The organism is Spirosoma oryzicola (genome assembly GCF_021233055.1).
Taxonomy (GTDB): domain Bacteria; phylum Bacteroidota; class Bacteroidia; order Cytophagales; family Spirosomataceae; genus Spirosoma; species Spirosoma oryzicola.
Map to the genome: position 1 here is coordinate 800312 of NZ_CP089538.1, position 19840 is coordinate 820151.

The window sequence follows — 19840 nt, forward strand, 5'->3', positions numbered from 1 at the left end:
CTATTGTTGAACGAGATCTGATATACATGGACCCCAGTAGTGATCCTCTTCCTCGACAGGTGCTTTCAGCCGCTGATGGCTGGAGCACCTATTTTGATTTATACGCACCTTACGCGGCCCTAATTTTGCTGCTTCTGGTTCTGGCTGGTCTAGTATCCGCTTCCGAAGCTGCTTTTTTCTCTCTTTCCCCGGACGATCGTGCTCAATGCCGGAGCAGCGTTCAGCCCAGTGATCAACGAATTGCCAATCTACTTGACCGTCCCAAACGGCTGTTGGCATCGCTGGTTATTTTCAATAATCTATTAAATATCGCCATTGTTGTTATCGTCACGTATTTGACGTGGGAGTTTCTGGAAGCATACCATGCCTCGGGCTGGATACTTTCCGGTGTAACTCTGGTGGTTACATTGGCAATTGTTTTGTTTGGCGAGATTGTACCTAAAGTATATGCTAGCCAGAACAACATAACCGTTGCCCGACGAACAGCCCCGCTGGCACAAATCGGGCTAGCTGTCTTTCGGCCCCTAGCGATGCTACTTGTCAACTTCAGCAACCAGATTGACCGACGAGTTGAACGCCGGGGGTACAAATTGTCCGTCGAAGAGCTTAGCCAGGCTGTCGAATTAACGGGCACGAATGCTACAACCGAAGAGAAGGAAATACTTAAAGGTATTGTCAATTTCAGTAATCTGACGGCTCGGCAGGTGATGCGGGCCCGACTTGATATCTCAGCCATAGAAGATGACCTTACTTTCTCTGAGCTGATGACGCAGATCAATGCCTCGGGCTATTCGCGAGTACCTGTTTACAAAGAGTCATTGGACCAGATTGAAGGTATCCTTTACATAAAAGACTTGCTTCCACATCTTCACGAAGATGATTCCTTTCAATGGCAGACGCTGGTGCGACCCGCGTTCTTTATCCCTGAGAACAAGAAAGTGGACGATCTGCTACAGGACTTTCAGAAACGTCGCGTTCACATGGCCGTTGTGGTGGACGAATACGGTGGAACGCGTGGTCTGGTAACATTGGAAGACATCATCGAAGAAATTTTTGGCGATATCAACGATGAGTTCGATGATGAAACCCCCCTTGGTTATCGGCGTGAAGACGAGCGGACAGTGGTATTCGAAGGTAAGGTTCCTATCACTGACGTGTGCCGTGTGCTAAACGTAGACGCTACCACTTTTGAGTCTGTGCAGGGAGATAGTGAATCGTTGGGCGGGTTGTTACTCGAACTGTTTAGTCGGTTGCCCAAGTCCGGCGACGAAACAACTTACGCTGGCTTTACTTTCCACGTGTTATCGGCAGACGACAAGCGGATCAATGAAGTCCGGGTTACGAAAGATGACGCCGTTGAAGTTAGCTGAAAGATCAACACGCTACAATCTTGTTAAACCCAAAGACCTTTGCCGCGATTATAGTCTTCGCCGATGCGTTGGATGTCGCTGGCTGAATAGGTAAGAAAGTTCTTGGCACGTAACTGGCGGAGCCGCTGTTTTTCAACCCAAGACAATTTACCGTCCACCAGCACACCAAAAACAATTAGTCGCTCAAGACTTCTGCGTACTTCGTCGGGAGCGTTGGCTGCCTGCTCAACAAAATGCCCTGTCAATGTAACGTTTGTCCGTAAGTTGAACCGATCAACCAGCGTCTCTGTGAGTAGAAAGTGGGCGTAGTTGTACTGACGTTTCAGAATAGCCACGTATTGCAACGCTTCTAGTATGAGGGGACGGAACTGCTCGTTGTTGCCCCACTCGTCGTAAAGTTCGTTTACAAATTCGCGGATTGTGAGTGGAGCCATAACCCGCACTTGCGCTTCGTGAAGGACCTGCCAGGATGCATAAGCATTCCAGGCCGCGTAGATTGGCATACCTGCCAGATCGGTAACCTGCCGTAACGCAAAACGGCCTAAGAAGCGCTTTAACAAAAACTTCAGAACCAGATTGGTTAGAGCCGCTTTAACAACATTCAGTACAAAAAAGATAGTGAGTCCCCAACGCGGCATGTTCAGGTAAGGATCGATGCCAAAGCGCAAAATGCCCCGGTTCGTTTTTTCCAGTGCGGCACTAGCAAGCGCTTGCAGATGGCGATCATATTGCGCATCGTGAGCACGAGGAAACTGGCATACCTGCATGATTGTCTTAACGCCCAGCAGATTCAATCCGACCAACAAATTGATCTCGATGTAGACCAGCAACAGGCCATACAAGGCTGTGATGATAGGTACGTAATAAGTCGTTCCAAAAATGGGAATCGGGGTGTTCTGAAAAAAATCCGGCCACGTATACTGCGGAATATACAACAGTAAAACGCCCATAATACCCAATAGAGCCGCCAGGGTGAGCGTCAAAATTTTTGTGCGCCGAATTATGCGGCTTTCAACGGGATTAAGTACGTACGGCTCATCAGTCGGATGCGATGTGTCGAGTGCCTGCCGCAGATAGCGCATGGCCAGATGGTCGAGGGGACCAAAACTGTTATTCGGTGGCCGGGTTGACATGATCGTAGAGTGACAGTGGATTTATTTCTACAACTAGTGAAAGGGCCGGGTTGTTAGCAAAAAGTGTACAAATCATCAAAGCTTTTGACTGATTTCAATCGAGAGGGATTAGGACGAAATACTTGGCAACTTTCGGCGATAGAGCGCTACTTACTACTCAGTAAAATTTAAGCGGGGAGTGCTTTACAAAAAAAGCACTCCTTATGTTGAGGTTAGTACGCATTCTCTTTTGCTGTCTGATCGTCGGACAAATACGCGCACAAAGCGTAGCTCCACCAAAAAGCAAGCCGTCAACTCAGCAGGTACGTGACGAAATGCAGGAAGCGGTTCAGGCTTTCCTACAAACGTTGTCCCCAGCCCAACGGCAGCAAGCAATCTTCGCCTTCGATGATCCCGAGCGGTTCAACTGGCACTTTGTTCCGAGAGAACGCAAAGGATTACCCCTAAAGCAAATGACTCCTGAGCAGCGTCGGGCTGCTATGGCGATGCTCAAGACGGGGCTTAGCCAGCAGGGATACGATAAAGCATCGTCTATAATGGATACGGAAAACGTGTTACGAGTCATCGATAACCGTCCGCCCAACGATACGTACCGTGATCCAGAAAATTACGCGTTTACCGTGTTCGGCGATCCGACGACCAAAAATCCGTGGAGCTGGCGGGTCGAAGGGCATCACCTATCGCTTCAGTTTTTGTCTCTGACAGGACGCGTACTTGCCCAGACACCTACGTTCTTTGGTAGTAATCCGGGCGTTCTGGAATACGACACCCACATGGCCGATAAGCGGATGTCTGACCCGCGCGTTCAGAATCTCCCCCAGAAAGGGCGGCAAATTTTGAAACAGGAAACCGAACGAGCGTTTTCACTGCTAAAAACGCTTGATTCTGAACAGCGTAAGAAAGCAGTACTGGCTACTGTCGCTTACCCCGACATTATTACGAGCAATCGGCGGAAGGCATCGATAGAAAAGATGGATGGTCTGACATTGTCAGACATGAACGCCGACCAGCGTAAGTTATTTCTGGAACTGCTACAGATCTACTTAAACAACTACCGAATCACGCTGGCCAACCAGCAGATGGCCAAGCTACAGAAATCAGGTCTGGACAGTTTACGCTTTGCCTGGGCTGGCGATTTGACGCCCGAATTAGGGGAGGGTAAGGGCTGGTATTACCGCATTCATGGCCCGACGATCTTGATTGAGTATGACAATACGCAGACCAACGCCAATCATATTCACACGGTTGTGCGTGACTTAACCAACGATTTTGGTGAAGATCTGCTGAAAGAGCATTATCAGAACAGCACGCACGGCAAGCCCTGAACGTTAGAAAGTTAATAAATCGCACCGATTGTATCTACCTATATGAATGAGTTAACGCGCCGACACTTTTTGCAGACAACCTTAGGGATGTTTGCCGCTATGGGTACAGCAACAGCCTCACGTTCGTACAGACCCAAGCCGTTATTAGCTTTTTCAACACTGGGTTGCCCGAAGTGGTCGCTGGAAACGAGTTTGGATGCAGCCGCAAAAAATGGCTACGACGGTATCGAAATTCGGGGTATCGCGGGCGTGCTGGACTTAACCAAAAGCCCTGCTTTTGACAGTGCGGAGCATGTTGCCAGTAGCCGCCGACTTGCCGCCGACAAAGGCGTGAAAATCATCAATCTGGGTGCGTCAACGCAACTGCATCATGCTGACGCGGCAACCCGCCAACGCCATCTGGATGAAGCAAAACGATTTATCACGCTGGCCGATCAGTTGGCCTGTCCCTACGTCCGGGTGTTTCCCAACGATATACCCAAGAACGAAGAGCGCCGACCCACCATTGATCGAATTACGCAAGGGCTGACCGAACTGGCTGATTATGCAAAAGGTAGTCAGGTAAGTATACTGCTCGAAACCCATGGTGACGGCGTTCAGCCCAACGAATTAGTGGGCATGATGCAAGCGGTCAAATCACCCAAAGTGGGCCTGATCTGGGATGTTTTCAACATGTGGTCCGTCACTAAAGAGCCGCCTGCCCAGGCGTACGCAACCTTAAAGCCTTATATCCGGCACGTCCACATCAAAGACGCAAAACTGGTGAATGGGGCGTACCATTATGTACCGTTAGGTCAGGGAGAGTCCCCAATTTTTGACGCTATCACGGCCTTGGCAGATGGAGGCTACAAAGGGTATTACAGCCTGGAATGGGAAAAAATGTGGCATCCTGATCTGGAAGAGCCCGAAGTTGTTTTTCCGCAGTACCCCAAAATTTTTAATCAGTTTTATGCTTCGGGTAACAAGCCTGGACAAAGCAAATAGGGCCGTTGATAATCCTTTTCAAACGTTGGCCTTTTTGACTATTCTGAGAAATAAGTGTGCCATTTAACAACTTTTAAGTCCTACTGCTGCTTGTTTCTTCGTAATTTGTGAATATTTTTTTGTTACCAATTCATGAAGAAACTCCTTATCAGCGCGTCTGTCTGTCTGTTTTCCATAGCAGCAACGGCGCAGGAAACGCAGTGGTATCTGCGGGATAAAACCGATAACACAGCTGGCATCAGCGTTGAACGTACCTACCGCGAGTTGCTCAAAGACCGGAAACCCACGCCTGTAATTGTCGCAGTGATCGACGGTGGTATCGACACAACGCATGAAGATCTGAAGCGAGTATTGTGGATCAATCCAAAAGAGGTTGCAGGTAACGGCAAGGATGATGATAATAATGGCTACGTAGACGATGTGCATGGCTGGAACTTCATCGGTGGTAAAGATGGGCGTAACGTTAGTTATGAAACGGCGGAAGTAACCCGGCTTTACGCGCAGCTCAAGCCAAAGTACGAAGGAAAAACCCGCTCTTCGCTGAAACCCGATCAGCAGAAAGAGTACGATCTGTACGTAAAAACAAAAGCGGAAGTCGAGAAAAATCAGGCGCAGTACAAAGCGCAATACCAGGGTATCAGCCAGTTTTACGAGCAGTACACCACCGCCGTTGACGTGTTGAAAAAAGCGCTGAATGTTACAAAGCTTGACACGACTACGTTGCAAAAAGCCGCTGATACACTGACGGACGCTAACCTTAAACGGCCTGTGGCGGGTATCCTGCGTCTGTTGAAGCAGCAGGGAGCCTCCGACGCTGACGCCGTCACCAGCGAACTGGAAAAGGCCAACGAGCAACTAAAGTCGCGGGCGGAGTATAACTACAACCCAGATTTCGACAGCCGGGCTATCGTAGGTGATAATCCAAACGATATGAACCAGCGTGATTACGGCAATGCCGACATCGCTGGACCCCGGGCCGATCATGGCACGCACGTTGCCGGAATCATCGGCGCTGACCGGACTAACAATCTGGGTATTATGGGCATTTCTGATGCGGTTCAGATCATGGGTGTTCGGGCCGTTCCCGATGGCGATGAGCGCGACAAAGACATTGCCAATGCAATCCGCTATGCCGTCGATAACGGCGCGCAAATCATCAATATGAGCTTTGGCAAAGACTACTCGCCCCAGCGTAAAACAGTTGAAGATGCCGAGCGTTACGCACTATCGAAAGGGGTTCTGATGGTTCATGCGGCTGGCAACGACGGAAAGGACATCGACACGGCGGCCAACTATCCGGCTCCTCGCTTTATGGATGGCAAAGAAATTCCGAACGTGATTACGGTTGGCGCTAGTGCCGAAACGAATAACAGCGAGCTGGTTGCCAGCTTTTCGAACTACGGGAAGCAAACGGTAGACGTTTTCGCGCCGGGTAAAGATATTTACTCGACCGTACCGGGCAGCAAATACGAAAATAACAGTGGCACCAGCATGGCGTCTCCAGTGGTAGCAGGCGTTGCGGCTGTTCTTAAGTCGTACTTCCCCAAGCTTACCTATGCCGACATCAAGCGAATTATCATGCAATCGGCGACACCTTACAAGACTAAAGTGCGTCGGCCCGAATCAACCGACACGGTCGAATTTTCGAGCTTGTCGAAAACGGGTGGTGTCGTAAATCTGTACGATGCGGTTAAACTGGCGCTTGCTCAGGAAGGGAGCGCGAGCAAAGGAAAATAAGCGAACGAACGGATTTATTGATGAGGCCAGCTATCGCTAAAGGGCGGTGGCTGGTCTTTTTGTTTTGACGTTTGAACAAGGCCCGAAAAATGAGTAGAACGTAACGGGCTGATTCGATAAAACCTATTGGTCTTATGGAAACTCCCCTTGGCTGTTTTACGTTGTTCCTTAGAATAAGCCAACCGCAACGCGGCCCGATTCCAACGTGACTGAAGAAAAAACAACAAATCGGCGTTCTGAACTTACCGATATTGATCTGACGGGTTTTGACCAGATTGAAGTGCTGGGCGCCCGCGAACATAATCTAAAAAATATCGACGTTACAATTCCCCGCAACAAGCTGGTTGTTGTAACCGGAATCAGCGGTAGCGGCAAGTCGTCGCTGGCGTTCGATACCATTTACGCCGAAGGCCAACGGCGCTACATGGAAAGCTTCTCTGCGTACGCCCGTTCGTTTATCGGTGATATGGAGCGACCCGACGTAGACAAAATCAACGGGCTGAGTCCGGTAATTTCCATCGAGCAAAAGACCACGTCTAAAAACCCCCGCTCAACGGTTGGAACCACGACGGAGATTTATGACTTCCTGCGGCTATTCTACGCCCGCGCTGGCGAAGCGTTCTCCTACGTGACAGGGCGCAAGATGGAGCGCCAATCGCAGGACCAGATTATCGACACGATTTTAGGTCAATACGCCGGTCAGAAATTAACCTTACTGGCTCCCGTTATCAAAGGCCGGAAAGGACACTACCGCGAACTGTTTGTGCAGATCGCCAAGACGGGCTACACCAAAGTTCGCGTTGACGGCGTCGTGCAGGACATTGTTCCGAAGATGCAACTGGACCGCTACAAAATTCACGACATCGAAATTGTCATTGACCGCATCATTCCAAAACCCGACGATCGGTTTCGGCTGAGTCAGTCCGTGCAGACGGCCTTGAAGCAAGGGAAAGGAGCGATGCAGATGCTCGACGGAGAAGGACAGCTGGTCTATTTCTCCCAGAACCTGATGGACCCCGAATCGGGTATCAGCTACGACGAGCCTTCACCGAACTCGTTCTCGTTTAACTCACCGTATGGTGCCTGTCCCGTTTGTAATGGTCTCGGCGTTATCGAAGAAATTACGGAAGAGTCGGTTATTCCGGATAAATCATTGAGTATCAGTCGGGGTGCTATTGCGCCGTTGGGCGAGTATCGGGAGTTGTGGATTTTCAAGGAAATCGAAGCGATTCTAAAGAAATACAAACTCAATCTGACAACGCCCGTTTCCAAGTTCCCACCGGAGTTGCTTCACGCGCTGATGAATGGCACCGATGATGAGTCGGCTGCTCCGTCGAAAAAGCCGTCTGGTGAAGATGCGTATAATTTCAAGTTCGAAGGCATTGTAAACTTCCTTAAGCGGCAACAGGAAAACAGTACCGATAAGATTCAGGAGTGGCTCAAAGACTTCATGGTTGTCAAGTCCTGCCCTGAATGCCACGGTGCCCGGTTGAAAAAAGAATCGCTGAATTTTAAAATCGACCAGAAAAACATTTCCGAGCTGGCCCGTATGGACATTTCGGAACTGACCACCTGGTTCGATGGGCTAGAAGACCGCCTGAGTGATCGGCAGAATGTCATTGCGAAAGAGATCCTCAAAGAAATTCGCAAGCGTATTGGTTTCCTGCTCGATATCGGTCTAGACTACCTCACCCTCGACCGGGCGTTGCGGACGCTGTCGGGTGGCGAAGCGCAGCGTATTCGCTTGGCTACACAAATCGGAACGCAGCTGGTGGGCGTCCTGTACATCATGGATGAACCGAGCATCGGACTGCACCAGCGCGATAACGTGAAGCTGATCGATTCGCTCAAGAACCTGCGCGATCTGGGCAACACGGTTCTGGTAGTTGAGCACGATAAGGACATGATGCTTGAGTCCGATTTTATCTTGGATATCGGCCCTGGTGCCGGTCGGCATGGTGGTCAGGTGGTCGGTATCGGAACCCCCGAAGAGTTTTTGAAAAATGGTAGTACAACGGCAGATTACCTCAGCGGTCGTCGGGCCATCGAGGTTCCTGTCGAACGGCGCAAAGGAAATGGTAAGTTCTTGATCATCAAGAATGCAACCGGCCATAACCTGAAGAACGTAACGCTGAAATTGCCACTCGGCAAGATGGTTACGATCACGGGCGTATCGGGCAGCGGTAAGTCATCGCTGATTCACGAAACCCTATTCCCCGTGTTGAATCGCCATTTTTACAAGTCGAAGCGGGAGCCGCTGCCGTTCAAGACGGTTGACGGTCTGGAACACCTGGACAAAGTAATCGAAGTCGATCAGTCGCCAATCGGTCGGACACCCCGCTCGAATCCGGCCACGTACACGGGTATGTTTTCGGAGATTCGGACGCTATTCGCTGAACTACCTGAAGCCAAGATTCGTGGGTATAAACCCGGTCGGTTCTCGTTCAATGTCAAGGGTGGTCGCTGTGAAGACTGCGAAGGCGCGGGCATGAAGAAGATCGAAATGGAGTTTCTGCCCGATGTACACGTCATGTGCGAAACCTGCAAAGGCAAACGCTTTAACCGCGAGACGCTGGAAGTGCGCTTCAAGGGAAAATCCATTGCCGATGTGCTGGACATGACTGTTGAGCAGGCGCTCGATTTCTTTGCCAGTCAGCCGAAAATTCTGCGCAAAGTGCAAACCCTGAACGATGTAGGGTTGGGCTACATTACGCTCGGTCAACATGCGACAACGCTCTCGGGTGGCGAAGCGCAACGCGTAAAACTGGCCGAAGAACTGTCTAAGAAAGATACCGGCAAGACGCTTTACATTCTTGACGAACCGACAACGGGTCTGCATTTTCAGGACATTGCGCACCTGCTTGACGTGTTAAACAAACTGGCCGACAAGGGTAATACGGTCTTGATTATCGAGCACAATCTGGACGTGATCAAAGTCTCGGACCACCTGATTGATCTTGGGCCTGAAGGCGGTAACAAAGGCGGTAACATCATCGCCGAAGGTACGCCGGAAAAGGTCGCTGATGTGCAGGGAAGCTATACTGGTAAGTTTTTGAAGCTGGAATTGGCGGGATAAAAGACGCAAAAGCTAGTATCTTCGCTGATTGTAAAAACAGCCTGAGAAAATAGAAAATGCGTAATCCCTTTTTTTACATTTTATTGCTTGTGCTGGTCGTTGTAGACGGCTGGCTGTTGTCGCACCCCAATCTGATCGGTCAGGCTGGGGTGTTCTTTTTCGAGTATGACTACATCGCAACGTTTCCCAAAGCCCTCGGAACGGTAGCGATTGTCGTTGGCGTGACCCTGCTGGTGTCCTGGGGCGTCAGACGATTGAGTCAGGCCGTCGCTTTGGGTATTCTGGTCGCGCTCTTAGCCGCATCAGCTTATTATTTGTTTCAAAGTTTTACCCAGTACAATACGGGTGTTTACAAACTTACCGGAGCTGGTTTTCGGGCAGGCGCTATCCTGTTGCCAGGGCTTCTTGTGCTGGTTTTTGGTAAGGGCGTATGGGATGCCGTGACGAACAAGCGATCTCAAGTATAAATACCAAACGAGAAAGGGAATGGTTTAAACCGTTCCCTTTCTTATGCTTCTCCTGAATCAACCGACTTTTCTATGAATAAGCTTTACATCCTCTTATGCTGGCTACCCACGACGCTTTTTGCCCAAACAACCTATCTGCTTAAACCTGATCGTGTCTTCGACGGCGAAACTAGCCACGAGGGGTGGGTGGTTAGGGTTACCGGAGAGAAAATCGAAGCCGTAGGTACCGCTGCTTCGGTTTCGGCCAGCGGAGCCGAAGTGATTGATCTGAAAGGAACGACGTTAATGCCGGGACTGATCGAAGGACACTCGCATCTACTGCTGCATCCCTACAACGAAACACCCTGGGATGATCAGGTTTTGAAAGAAGCCCGGTCATTGCGGGTGGCGCGTGCGACGGTTCACGCCGAAAAAACGCTGCTGGCTGGTTTTACAACCGTACGCGATCTGGGAACCGAAGGTGCTGATTACGACGACGTAGGCATCAAACAGGCTATCATCAAAGGAATCATCCCCGGTCCGCGTATGGTTGTCGTGACGCGGGCGCTTATCGCATCGGGTAGCTACGGTCCGAAAGGCTTTAGCGCTGATATTGAGGTGCCGCAGGGCGCGGAGGAAGCAGACGGGCACGATGCCTTGATTCAGGCCGTTCGGCGGCAGATCGGTAAAGGAGCCGACGCCATAAAAATTTACGCTGATTACCGCTGGGGGCTTATGGCCGAAGCCCGTCCGACCTACACGGTTGACGAAATCAAGCTTATTGTCGAAGTGGCAAAGAGCAGCGGTCGTGGTGTCGTTGCGCACGCCAGCACTGCCGAAGGAATGCGTCGGGCGATTATAGGTGGCTGCGAAACGGTAGAACATGGTGATGCCGGAACCCCCGAAATCTTTGCGTTGATGAAACAGCACGGTACGGCGCTTTGTCCAACATTGGCGGCTGGCGATGCGGTTAGTCAGTATCGGGGCTGGAAAAAAGGACAGGAGCCAGAGCCCGCTCGTATTCGCGAGAAGCGGGTGACGTTCAAACAGGCGCTCGACGCGGGCGTGACCATCTGTGCCGGTGGCGACGTCGGCGTGTTCAGTCACGGTGATAACGCCCGTGAACTCCTGATGATGGTCGATTACGGCATGAAGCCACTCGATGTGCTCCGGTCAGCTACGTCTGTCAATGCTGATGTGTTTCACCTGACCAATCGCGGGCGGATCAAAGCAGGGTTACTGGCTGATCTGGTAGCGGTAGACGGCGATCCAATAAAAACAATTGCTAATCTGCGTCAGGTTAAGGTAGTTATAAAAGGCGGAATTTTCTACAAACGATGAGTATAAACTTATTGTAATTTCTCTCTGTTACATTTTAATGCAAATGTATTGCTGCTTTTTTCACATAATTTCATTCGCCGTTAGGGTTTTTGGGTTAATTTCGCCCGGCATGGACGTGACCCGACACTCAACGAGCTGCTAATCCATTATATCTGAATACTCTACCCTGATTTTTTGTATGGCCAACACTGCTGAACTTACTGTCGATGGTAAATCGTACCAATTTCCAACCTTTGAAGGAACGGAACACGAAAAAGCCTTCGACATCTCTAACCTCCGTGACCAAACCGGCTACGTCACCCTAGACCGGGGCTACAAAAACACTGGTGCCACCAAAAGCGCCATTACATTCCTAGACGGTGAGCAGGGTATCTTGCAATATCGGGGGTACTCGATTGAAGATTTGGCCGCCAAAGCGTCATTCCTTGAAGTGGCTTATCTGCTTATCTACGGTGAGCTGCCAACGAAAGAGGAGTATTCCAAATTTGAGAACGCTATTCGGCGTCATACCCTGGTGAACGAAGACATGCGGAATATCTTCAACGGTTTTCCCGTTAGCGCTCACCCGATGGCCGTTCTGTCTTCGCTCGTGAGTGCGATGAGCGCTTTTTATCCTGATTCGCAGGACGAGAAAGGCGACGTTGACAAGCATATCGTTCGGTTGCTGGCGAAATTGCCAACGATTGCGACCTGGTCGTACAAGCGGGGAATGGGCCATCCAACCAACTACCCGAAAAACGAACTCGATTATATTCCCAACTTCCTGCACATGATGTTTGCGCTGCCGGTAGAGGAGTATAAAGTTGATCCGGTTGTAGCCGAAGCACTGAACATTCTGCTGATCCTGCACGCTGATCACGAACAGAACTGCTCAACATCAACGGTTCGGCTGGTCGGTTCGTCGCAGGCCAACATCTATTCGTCGATTTCGGCGGGTGTAAGTGCCTTGTGGGGACCTCTGCACGGTGGTGCTAATCAGGAGGTAATCGAAATGCTCGAAGCGATTAAAGCAGATGGCGGTGATGTAAGCAAGTATGTAGATATGGCGAAGAACGCCAAAACAACGGGCTTCCGTCTCTTTGGTTTTGGTCACCGCGTCTACAAAAACTTTGACCCACGCGCTAAGATCATTAAGAAAGCGGCTGACGATGTACTAGGTAAGCTTGGCGTAAACGATCCTGTTCTGGAGATCGCCAAAGGTCTGGAAGAAGCCGCGCTGAATGACGAGTACTTCATCCAGCGGAAACTTTACCCGAACGTTGATTTCTATTCAGGGATCATCTACCGGGCGTTGGGCATTCCGACCAACATGTTTACGGTTATGTTTGCCATCGGTCGGTTGCCGGGCTGGATTGCGCAGTGGAAAGAAATGCGTGAGCAGAAAGAGCCAATCGGTCGGCCACGGCAGATTTATACAGGAGCAACGCTACGTGAGTTTGTTCCCCTCGAAAATCGGTAAGCAGTTACTATACTGTAATACTAAAAAACCCCAGTCGTCCAACTGGGGTTTTTTAGTACTCTAAGAGACTGTCTAAGAATTTGTCTTGTACCACTTTTGTCATCCCGACGTAGGCGGGATCTTCGAAGATAGTATAAAATACCGGTTCGCGGAGATCCCGCCTACGTCGGGATGACAAAAACACTCGTTTCGATCCGTCCAGGACAAAATTTAGACAACTCTAAAAGGTTAGAAAGCCAACTCCGAGAGCACCTAACAGGAAAAACATAGCTGTGAGGCCGTACATCATGCTCAGCAGGAAAAACTTGAGGATTGTCTTACCCCACGACTGTCCATAAACACGCTTGATCGAGAGGAGGAAATAAAGCCAGCTAATCCAAAAGGTCCACAATAATACCGATGAGCTGAGTTTTGGATTGGCAAAAAAGGTGATGGCCAGTGCGATTGAAAAGAGCAGAAAGAGAACGGTATGAATATGTACGGAGAAAATCAAATGCTCGTAATAGAACCGTCCGCGTCGAAAATAAAAGAGTAACAGCAGGATGGCGACGAACGGCATCAGGATAAACATGACGACAGAAAAGTTTTTCATGATCGCGTGTAGCAGTTCATGGGTATTCTCGCCTTTCATCAAATGGGAAAATTTGCCCTGTTGCCCGTATAGCTTTCTCGTAAACCAATTGGGCGTACTACCTTCGGCTCGGATGAGTGAGTCGATTTGTACGCTGGACATCTGCCCTAGCTTTGCTTCGTAATTTTCCCGTTCCTCCTTTGTTTTAAACTCTTTGCCCATCATGTTGGAAAAAGATAGTGACAATGTCGGTTGCTGGGGAACAAGGGCGATCAGCTCACGCAGCTTGGTCTGGTTTGAGTCGACTACGGTTAAATTAGCCTCCTTCAACGTAGAATCCAGTTGGGCTGGCTGGAGTCGTTTGATACGGCGGGCCGTTCGTGCCAGACCCTCTCTGGTCAGTGATGTATTAACGTCAATCTTTCTGGCGATTCCACGTAATCCACGACTACGTAGTAAACTATCATTGCTAATCAGATCTTCAATGTCAACTCTTATCACGCTGGAAGCGTCAGTTGTGTCAGTGCCTGATACATTCTTCAAGCTGTTTATTCCCTCTTCCAACTGGTGGTCGGCGAATTTTCCAATCAGAAAGAAAAAAATAACGCTCACGAAAACGTAAAGGCGGGCAGGTGGCACATACCGCGCCCGTTTCCCTTCCAGAAACTCGGCGGTCATCTTACCGGGGCGGGTAAAAATGGCTTTTAGCGAGTTCCACAGCTTGTTATCAAAATGCGTGATGCTTTCAACAAACTCGTAGATGATGTGGCCCAGGGGCAGTTTGACTTCGTGGTTTTCCTGCCCACAGTTCGGACAAAAATTGTCATGGGGACTAAGGTTCTGTCCGCAGTTAGGACAAACCGAGAGTTTGTTGTGATGGTTGGACATTCGGTGTTAAATCGGTTGATGGGGCAACTGCCTCATCGCGTTAGGTAGGTGAATTGACGACTGAACACAGCGAATGCTAGTCGCTTAGCCGTGGTACGTACATACAAAAATAAAAAAAGAGGTGGCTGAGAAAACTCAACCACCTCTTTCTATACAGATTTATGAAGCTTAATCGTCAATTTCGCCTTCATCGTCAGCATCAGTGCCTTCGATAACAGGGTCAAGCAGCGCATTTTCGTCTTCAGAAATTTTCGTCCGGATTTTATTTTCCAGTTCTGCCATCAATTCAGGGTTGTCGAGCAGCAGTTCTTTAACTGCGTCACGTCCTTGAGCCAGACGGCTGGTACCGTATGAGAACCAGGAACCTGATTTCTTAACGATGTCCATCTCAACAGCCAAGTCAAGAATCTCGCCGACTTTCGAAACGCCCTGGCCGTACATAATGTCGAACTCAACCACTTTGAACGGAGCGGCCAGTTTGTTCTTCACGACTTTCACTTTCGTGCGGTTACCAACAACGTTGTCGGCACCTTCTTTGATCTGGCCGATACGACGAATATCGATCCGAACCGACGCGTAGAATTTCAGGGCGTTACCACCGGTCGTTGTCTCGGGGTTACCGAACATCACACCGATCTTCTCACGCAGCTGGTTGATGAAAATGCAGCAGCAACCGGTTTTGTTGATCGTACCGGTCAGCTTCCGCAGCGCTTGCGACATCAATCGGGCTTGCAGACCCATTTTACTTTCTCCCATTTCGCCTTCAATCTCGGCCTTCGGCACAAGAGCAGCAACGGAGTCAATAACGATAATATCAATAGCACCTGAGCTGATCAGATGTTCCGCAATTTCGAGGGCTTGTTCGCCATTATCGGGTTGCGAGATCAGCAGGTTTTTGGTATCAATACCGAGTTTCTCGGCGTATACGCGGTCGAACGCGTGTTCGGCGTCGATGAACGCAGCTAGGCCACCGTTCTTCTGGGCTTCGGCAATGCAGTGCATTGTAAGCGTGGTCTTACCTGACGATTCAGGACCGTAGATTTCAACAACGCGGCCGCGTGGCATTCCACCAATACCCAATGCCAGATCAAGCCCCAAAGAACCCGTTGAGATAACCGGAACGTCGACAACTTTGGTTTCGCTCAGGCGCATCACAGTGCCTTTTCCGAACGCTTTGTCTAACTTCTCAATGGTGGTTTGAAGGGCTTTTAACTTGTTGTCATTAGCAGATGCTGTGGCTTGCGCCGTATCTGATTTTGCCATGTTAGGATGGTTGTTTAAACAGATAAAATTAACGAAAAAGGCCCAGATTACCAAACGGATTTTTGAAATAATTAAGGCGTTTTAGACTTCCTGAAAGCACAAATTTTAGGCCAGTTTATAAGTCTATAATACTAAGCCTGTTAGCGCTTAAAAAGTTATCGGTCTAGCGCTTCGTATAACCCAAACACCTGCCTTTTCTATTGATTATCAATAAATTGTAAAATGAACAAATAAAAACGGACAGCTCAGGCGTTGGAGCTGTCCGTTTATGAAAATGATAGTCTAAATAGGCTAAATGGTCGAGTCGGCGTTGACCGGCTGCTGTTGCGTTGGAGCCGGTTGCGCTTGCTGCTGCTGACCACCCGGATAACCCGGATTTGTACCGTACGGATTCGGTGGTGGACCGACCGCTTCTACGTCCGTGATGTAGTATTTCGTTTCTCCGTTCCAGGGAAATTTGATAATCTTTTCTTCGTAGTGAAGCGTGACCCGCTGGCCGGTTTTTACCGCATCGGTGAGTTTTTTGGCTACGGCTTCATCTTTGACCGAGAAGTCGAAATATTGGGGCGTCAGCGAGCCGGTTTCGCCCGAAAAACCACCAACGTTCAGCACGCCTTCGTAGGTTTTGAAAAGGTAGCCCCGGCGGCTGAATTTAGAGATCGTACCAGCTCGTTCGCCATCACTGAAGCTCCAGCCGGTAAGCGCGTATAGAACGCCAAAAACAACTAGTAAGAATAATACAAAGTACAATAATCCTCGCATCGATTTGGTCAGTTAAGTTGCGGTTTACTTTGTGCAAATAGACAAAAATTTTAAACAAGTTCAGAAAACAGAACAGAGTCTGCCTTGAATTGTTCGCGAAATGCTATTAACGACAAAGGAAGGGGATAACTGCGCCCAATTGATCATTCACAACCTACTTCGATCGGATCGCAATAACGGGATCGAGACGCGACGCTGAGTAGGCGGGAATAATGCCCGCCAGAACACCGATGACGCTAGACACGCCCAGGCCCAGGCTAATGTTGCCGATGGTCAATTCCAGCGTAAGGGTACCCAACTGTATAAAGGACAGCAGATAAACCAGCGCTATACCCGCCAGACCACCCACCAGACTTAGCAGTACGGATTCAAACAGAAACTGGAAAAGAATAAAGTAATTCTTGGCACCGAGCGATTTTTGAATGCCAATAATATTGACGCGTTCTTTGACGCTTACAAACATGATGTTGGCTATGCCAAAGCCACCGATCAGGATCGAGAAACCGCCGATTACCCAGCCAGCCGTGGTCAGTACGGCGAAGATACCGCTGATAAACTTAAACAAGGCTTCGGGACGGTTAATGGCAAAGTTATCTTCCTGCGTGGGTTTTAAACTCCGACGCGTGCGCATGATGCCCCGGATTTCGCCTTCCAGATTTTCCAGGCCGGGGTCGCTGTCGTATCCTTTGGCAAAGATGGTGATGCTGGGGTTGAGTGACGCAAAGTACTTGGCGTAGGTGTTGTAAGGGATCAGGCAGCGTTTGTCCGCGCTACCGCCGATTTCCAGAACGCCCGAGCCTTTTTTCTCCTGAATGCCAATAATCGTGAAATTCAAGCCTGCCACCTTCATAGCCTGGCCAACCGGGTCCTGACCGGGAAATAAGGTTTCGGCTACCTCCGATCCAAGAATGACGGCGTTTCGGGAGCCATCCTGTTCCTGAGCGGTAAAATAACGGCCATCGGACAGCGCAACATCGGTAACCTGGTTATAATCGGAGGTAACACCCGACAGGCGGATTTTCATGCTGTTATTACCGTTCTTGACGGTCACCCCGTTTTTGCCGCTGGCTGCGGCTACGGCTTCGGCGTCTTCGAGGTGCTCGTGGAGGTAGCGGAAATCAGCATACTTGAGTTCGGGACGCTGAAAGTACTTCCACCATTGGAAAGGACCATCGAATGTCCAGGGAATCTTCTGGATGTATAACGCATTGCTGCCGAGCACGTTTACGCTATCCTTGACGTTGCGTTCCAGCGAATCTACTAGTGTGAACACGGCGATAATAGAAAATATACCGACAGTTACGCCCAATAAGGAGAGCGTTGTGCGCAGGAGGTTGGAGCGAAGTGCCTGCCACGCAAACCGGAAACTTTCTAATACCTGACGGAGAAATCGCATGGTGATTGTATAATTCTGACAGAAGTTATCTCGTCAGTCTAACAAATAAAAAAATAAAATCCGTCCATACCCAGTTGTTTCGGACAAGCAGGCCGTTCCAGCGGATGAATGGTTCATTGTATAAGCATCGGGGCTAAGTTAGTTACCTAAGGATTACACGACCAGTCGGAAACCTTTTTTACGTCGTTTCCTCCCCATTAATTCACTGCGGATGAGTAAAGCAAATTTTGTAGTTTAGTGGTTTACAACCGCCTTCCCGCAGTTCTGTATGAAAAAAAATAGTATTTATTATCCTTCCCTACTACTGTTTGCCCTTGCTGTTGCTTCCTGCAAAACGCAGACATCATCTACCGGAACCAGTGCAAAAGTTGGGCAAAGTCAGGGTGTTTATCAGTATCGTGACGAAGATCCAACCGTTAAACCATTTTTCTCGGACCGTCAGGGTGTAATTGGCCGTAACGGTATGGTAGCGTCAGCCCATCCGGAAGCTTCTCAGGTCGGATTAACCATTTTAAAAGCGGGGGGCAATGCCGTCGATGCTGCCGTAGCTGTACAGTTTGCGCTGGCGGTGGTGTATCCGGGGGCGGGTAATATTGGTGGTGGTGGATTTATGGTTTACCGGGATAGCCAGGGCAAATCCTATACGATTGATTACCGCGAAAAAGCGCCTGGTCAGGCCAGTAAGGATATGTACCTCGATTCGCTCGGTAACGTTCGCCAGGGCCTGAGTATCAGTGGTCATTTAGCCAGCGGTGTGCCCGGTTCGGTAGATGGAATGGCCGAAGCCCATAAGCGGTTTGGTAAATTACCGTGGTCGCAGGTGATCCAGCCCGCTGTCGATCTGGCTCAGAAAGGTTTTGCGCTGACCGAACGCGATGCACTTGGTTTGAATCGAATCAAAACGGACCTGAATACCATCAATCCGGGTAAGCCTTATTTCCTGAAAAGCACCGTCTCTACCGATACGGTTACCTGGCATAAAGGGGACTTGCTGGTCCAGAGTGATCTGGCGAAAACATTGCAACGGATTCAGGCGCAGGGCCGCGCCGGGTTTTATGAAGGCGAAACCGCGCGGCTGCTTGCTGAAGAAATGAAGCGGGGAAATGGCCTGATCACCGAAGCGGATTTGAAAAATTACCACGCTGTCTGGCGCGAACCGATTCAGGCGAACTACAAAAACTACAAAGTCATCACTATGCCGCCAACCTCCAGTGGCGGTGTTGCGCTTGTGCAGTTGATGCGCTTTACGGAGCCGTATCCGCTGCGGAAATGGGGCTGGAATCGTGACTCAACGGTGCAGGTGATGATTGAGGCCGAACGCCGTGTTTATGCCGACCGCGCGAAGTTTCTGGGTGATCCGGATTTTGTTAAGGTACCCGTCGATAATTTGATCGATCCGGGTTACCTGCGCACACGCTGGACAGACTTCTCTTTTGCCAAAGCGACCGACAGCAAAGCCATCAAAGGCGGTACAATTCCGGGTTACGAAAGTCTCGAAACGACGCATTTTTCCATTGTTGATAAAGAAGGGAACGCGGTGAGCATCACGACCACGCTGAACGGTGGTTATGGTAGCCGGGTTGTTGTGAACGGAGCCGGTTTCTTTCTAAACAACGAAATGGACGATTTCAGCATTAAGCCGGGCGTTCCCAACATGTTTGGATTGATTGGCAATCAGGCGAACGCAATTGCGCCGAACAAGCGAATGTTGTCATCGATGACACCTACGATTCTGGAAAAAGACGGTAAGCTGTTCATGGTTGTTGGAACGCCGGGTGGTTCTACGATTATTACCTCGGTTTATCAAACCATTCTTAATGTCATTGAACACGGCATGACGATGCAACAGGCCGTTAACGCACTGAAATTTCACCATCAATGGCTTCCCGATAAAACAACGTTTGAAAACGGTGCCTTTTCTGATCAGACAGTTCAGATGCTGCAAACGCGCGGTTATATCCTTGAAAAACTAACCAATACGCTTGGCCGTATGGACTGCGTCTTGATTCGTCCCGACGGTTCGTACGAAGGGGCATCGGACCCAAGAGCCGATAACACCGCCAGAGGATACTAAGTTGACCGCTGGACG

The 19840-nt window shown here is 49.7% G+C and carries 14 protein-coding genes; 9 read left to right on the forward strand and 5 right to left on the reverse strand.

Annotated features, from left to right (window positions below):
• Nucleotides 1–26 precede the first annotated feature (26 nt).
• Nucleotides 27–1370 (forward strand): gliding motility-associated protein GldE, encoded by a 1344-nt coding sequence (gene gldE, locus LQ777_RS03350; protein ID WP_232561108.1) that lies wholly within the window; start codon nucleotides 27–29, stop codon nucleotides 1368–1370.
• 23 nt (nucleotides 1371–1393) lie between these two features.
• On the opposite strand, the gene LQ777_RS03355 is transcribed toward gldE, so the two are convergent.
• Nucleotides 1394–2503 carry an LBF_2804 family protein gene (locus LQ777_RS03355; protein ID WP_232561109.1) on the reverse strand — a complete coding sequence of 370 codons (1110 nt, stop codon included), beginning with the start codon at nucleotides 2501–2503 and terminating at the stop codon, nucleotides 1394–1396.
• Nucleotides 2504–2706: 203 nt separating this feature from the next.
• On the opposite strand from LQ777_RS03355, the gene LQ777_RS03360 reads away from it, so the two are divergent.
• The 7 genes from LQ777_RS03360 to LQ777_RS03390 all read left to right on the forward strand — a co-directional run bounded on the left by LQ777_RS03360 (nucleotide 2707) and on the right by LQ777_RS03390 (nucleotide 12871).
• Nucleotides 2707–3828, forward strand: a complete 1122-nt coding sequence (locus LQ777_RS03360) for a DUF3500 domain-containing protein (protein WP_232561110.1) — start codon at nucleotides 2707–2709, stop codon at nucleotides 3826–3828.
• A gap of 42 nt (nucleotides 3829–3870) precedes the next feature.
• Nucleotides 3871–4812 carry a sugar phosphate isomerase/epimerase family protein gene (locus LQ777_RS03365; protein WP_232561111.1) on the forward strand — a complete coding sequence of 314 codons (942 nt, stop codon included), beginning with the start codon at nucleotides 3871–3873 and terminating at the stop codon, nucleotides 4810–4812.
• A gap of 132 nt (nucleotides 4813–4944) precedes the next feature.
• A complete protein-coding gene (locus tag LQ777_RS03370) occupies nucleotides 4945–6549 on the forward strand; it encodes a S8 family peptidase (protein ID WP_232561112.1) in 1605 nt (534 codons plus the stop codon).
• A gap of 205 nt (nucleotides 6550–6754) precedes the next feature.
• On the forward strand, nucleotides 6755–9625 hold the full coding sequence (gene uvrA, locus LQ777_RS03375) for an excinuclease ABC subunit UvrA (RefSeq protein ID WP_232561113.1): 2871 nt from the start codon (nucleotides 6755–6757) through the stop codon (nucleotides 9623–9625).
• 56 nt (nucleotides 9626–9681) lie between these two features.
• Complete coding sequence (locus tag LQ777_RS03380; protein ID WP_232561114.1) at nucleotides 9682–10092, forward strand: hypothetical protein; 411 nt, start codon at nucleotides 9682–9684, stop codon at nucleotides 10090–10092.
• A gap of 72 nt (nucleotides 10093–10164) precedes the next feature.
• Entirely contained in the window at nucleotides 10165–11412 is a 1248-nt protein-coding gene (locus tag LQ777_RS03385) for a metal-dependent hydrolase family protein (protein ID WP_232561115.1), read from the forward strand.
• 178 nt (nucleotides 11413–11590) lie between these two features.
• Entirely contained in the window at nucleotides 11591–12871 is a 1281-nt protein-coding gene (locus LQ777_RS03390) for a citrate synthase (RefSeq protein ID WP_232561116.1), read from the forward strand.
• A 220-nt stretch (nucleotides 12872–13091) separates the two neighbouring features.
• Here the strand turns inward: LQ777_RS03390 and LQ777_RS03395 are convergent, their stop codons facing one another.
• The 4 genes from LQ777_RS03395 to LQ777_RS03410 form a co-directional block, all read right to left on the reverse strand.
• The gene (locus LQ777_RS03395) at nucleotides 13092–14330 is read right to left on the reverse strand and encodes a DUF3667 domain-containing protein (protein WP_232561117.1); all 1239 of its coding nucleotides are present in this window, start codon (nucleotides 14328–14330) and stop codon (nucleotides 13092–13094) included.
• Nucleotides 14331–14498: 168 nt separating this feature from the next.
• On the reverse strand, nucleotides 14499–15593 hold the full coding sequence (gene recA, locus LQ777_RS03400) for a recombinase RecA (RefSeq protein ID WP_232561118.1): 1095 nt from the start codon (nucleotides 15591–15593) through the stop codon (nucleotides 14499–14501).
• 291 nt (nucleotides 15594–15884) lie between these two features.
• Nucleotides 15885–16355, reverse strand: coding sequence for a hypothetical protein (locus LQ777_RS03405; RefSeq protein ID WP_232561119.1), 471 nt, complete (start codon nucleotides 16353–16355; stop codon nucleotides 15885–15887).
• A 154-nt stretch (nucleotides 16356–16509) separates the two neighbouring features.
• A complete protein-coding gene (locus tag LQ777_RS03410; RefSeq protein WP_232561120.1) occupies nucleotides 16510–17751 on the reverse strand; it encodes an ABC transporter permease in 1242 nt (413 codons plus the stop codon).
• A 268-nt stretch (nucleotides 17752–18019) separates the two neighbouring features.
• On the opposite strand from LQ777_RS03410, the gene ggt reads away from it, so the two are divergent.
• Complete coding sequence (gene ggt / locus LQ777_RS03415; RefSeq protein ID WP_232561121.1) at nucleotides 18020–19825, forward strand: gamma-glutamyltransferase; 1806 nt, start codon at nucleotides 18020–18022, stop codon at nucleotides 19823–19825.
• The last annotated feature ends 15 nt before the right edge of the window (nucleotides 19826–19840 follow it).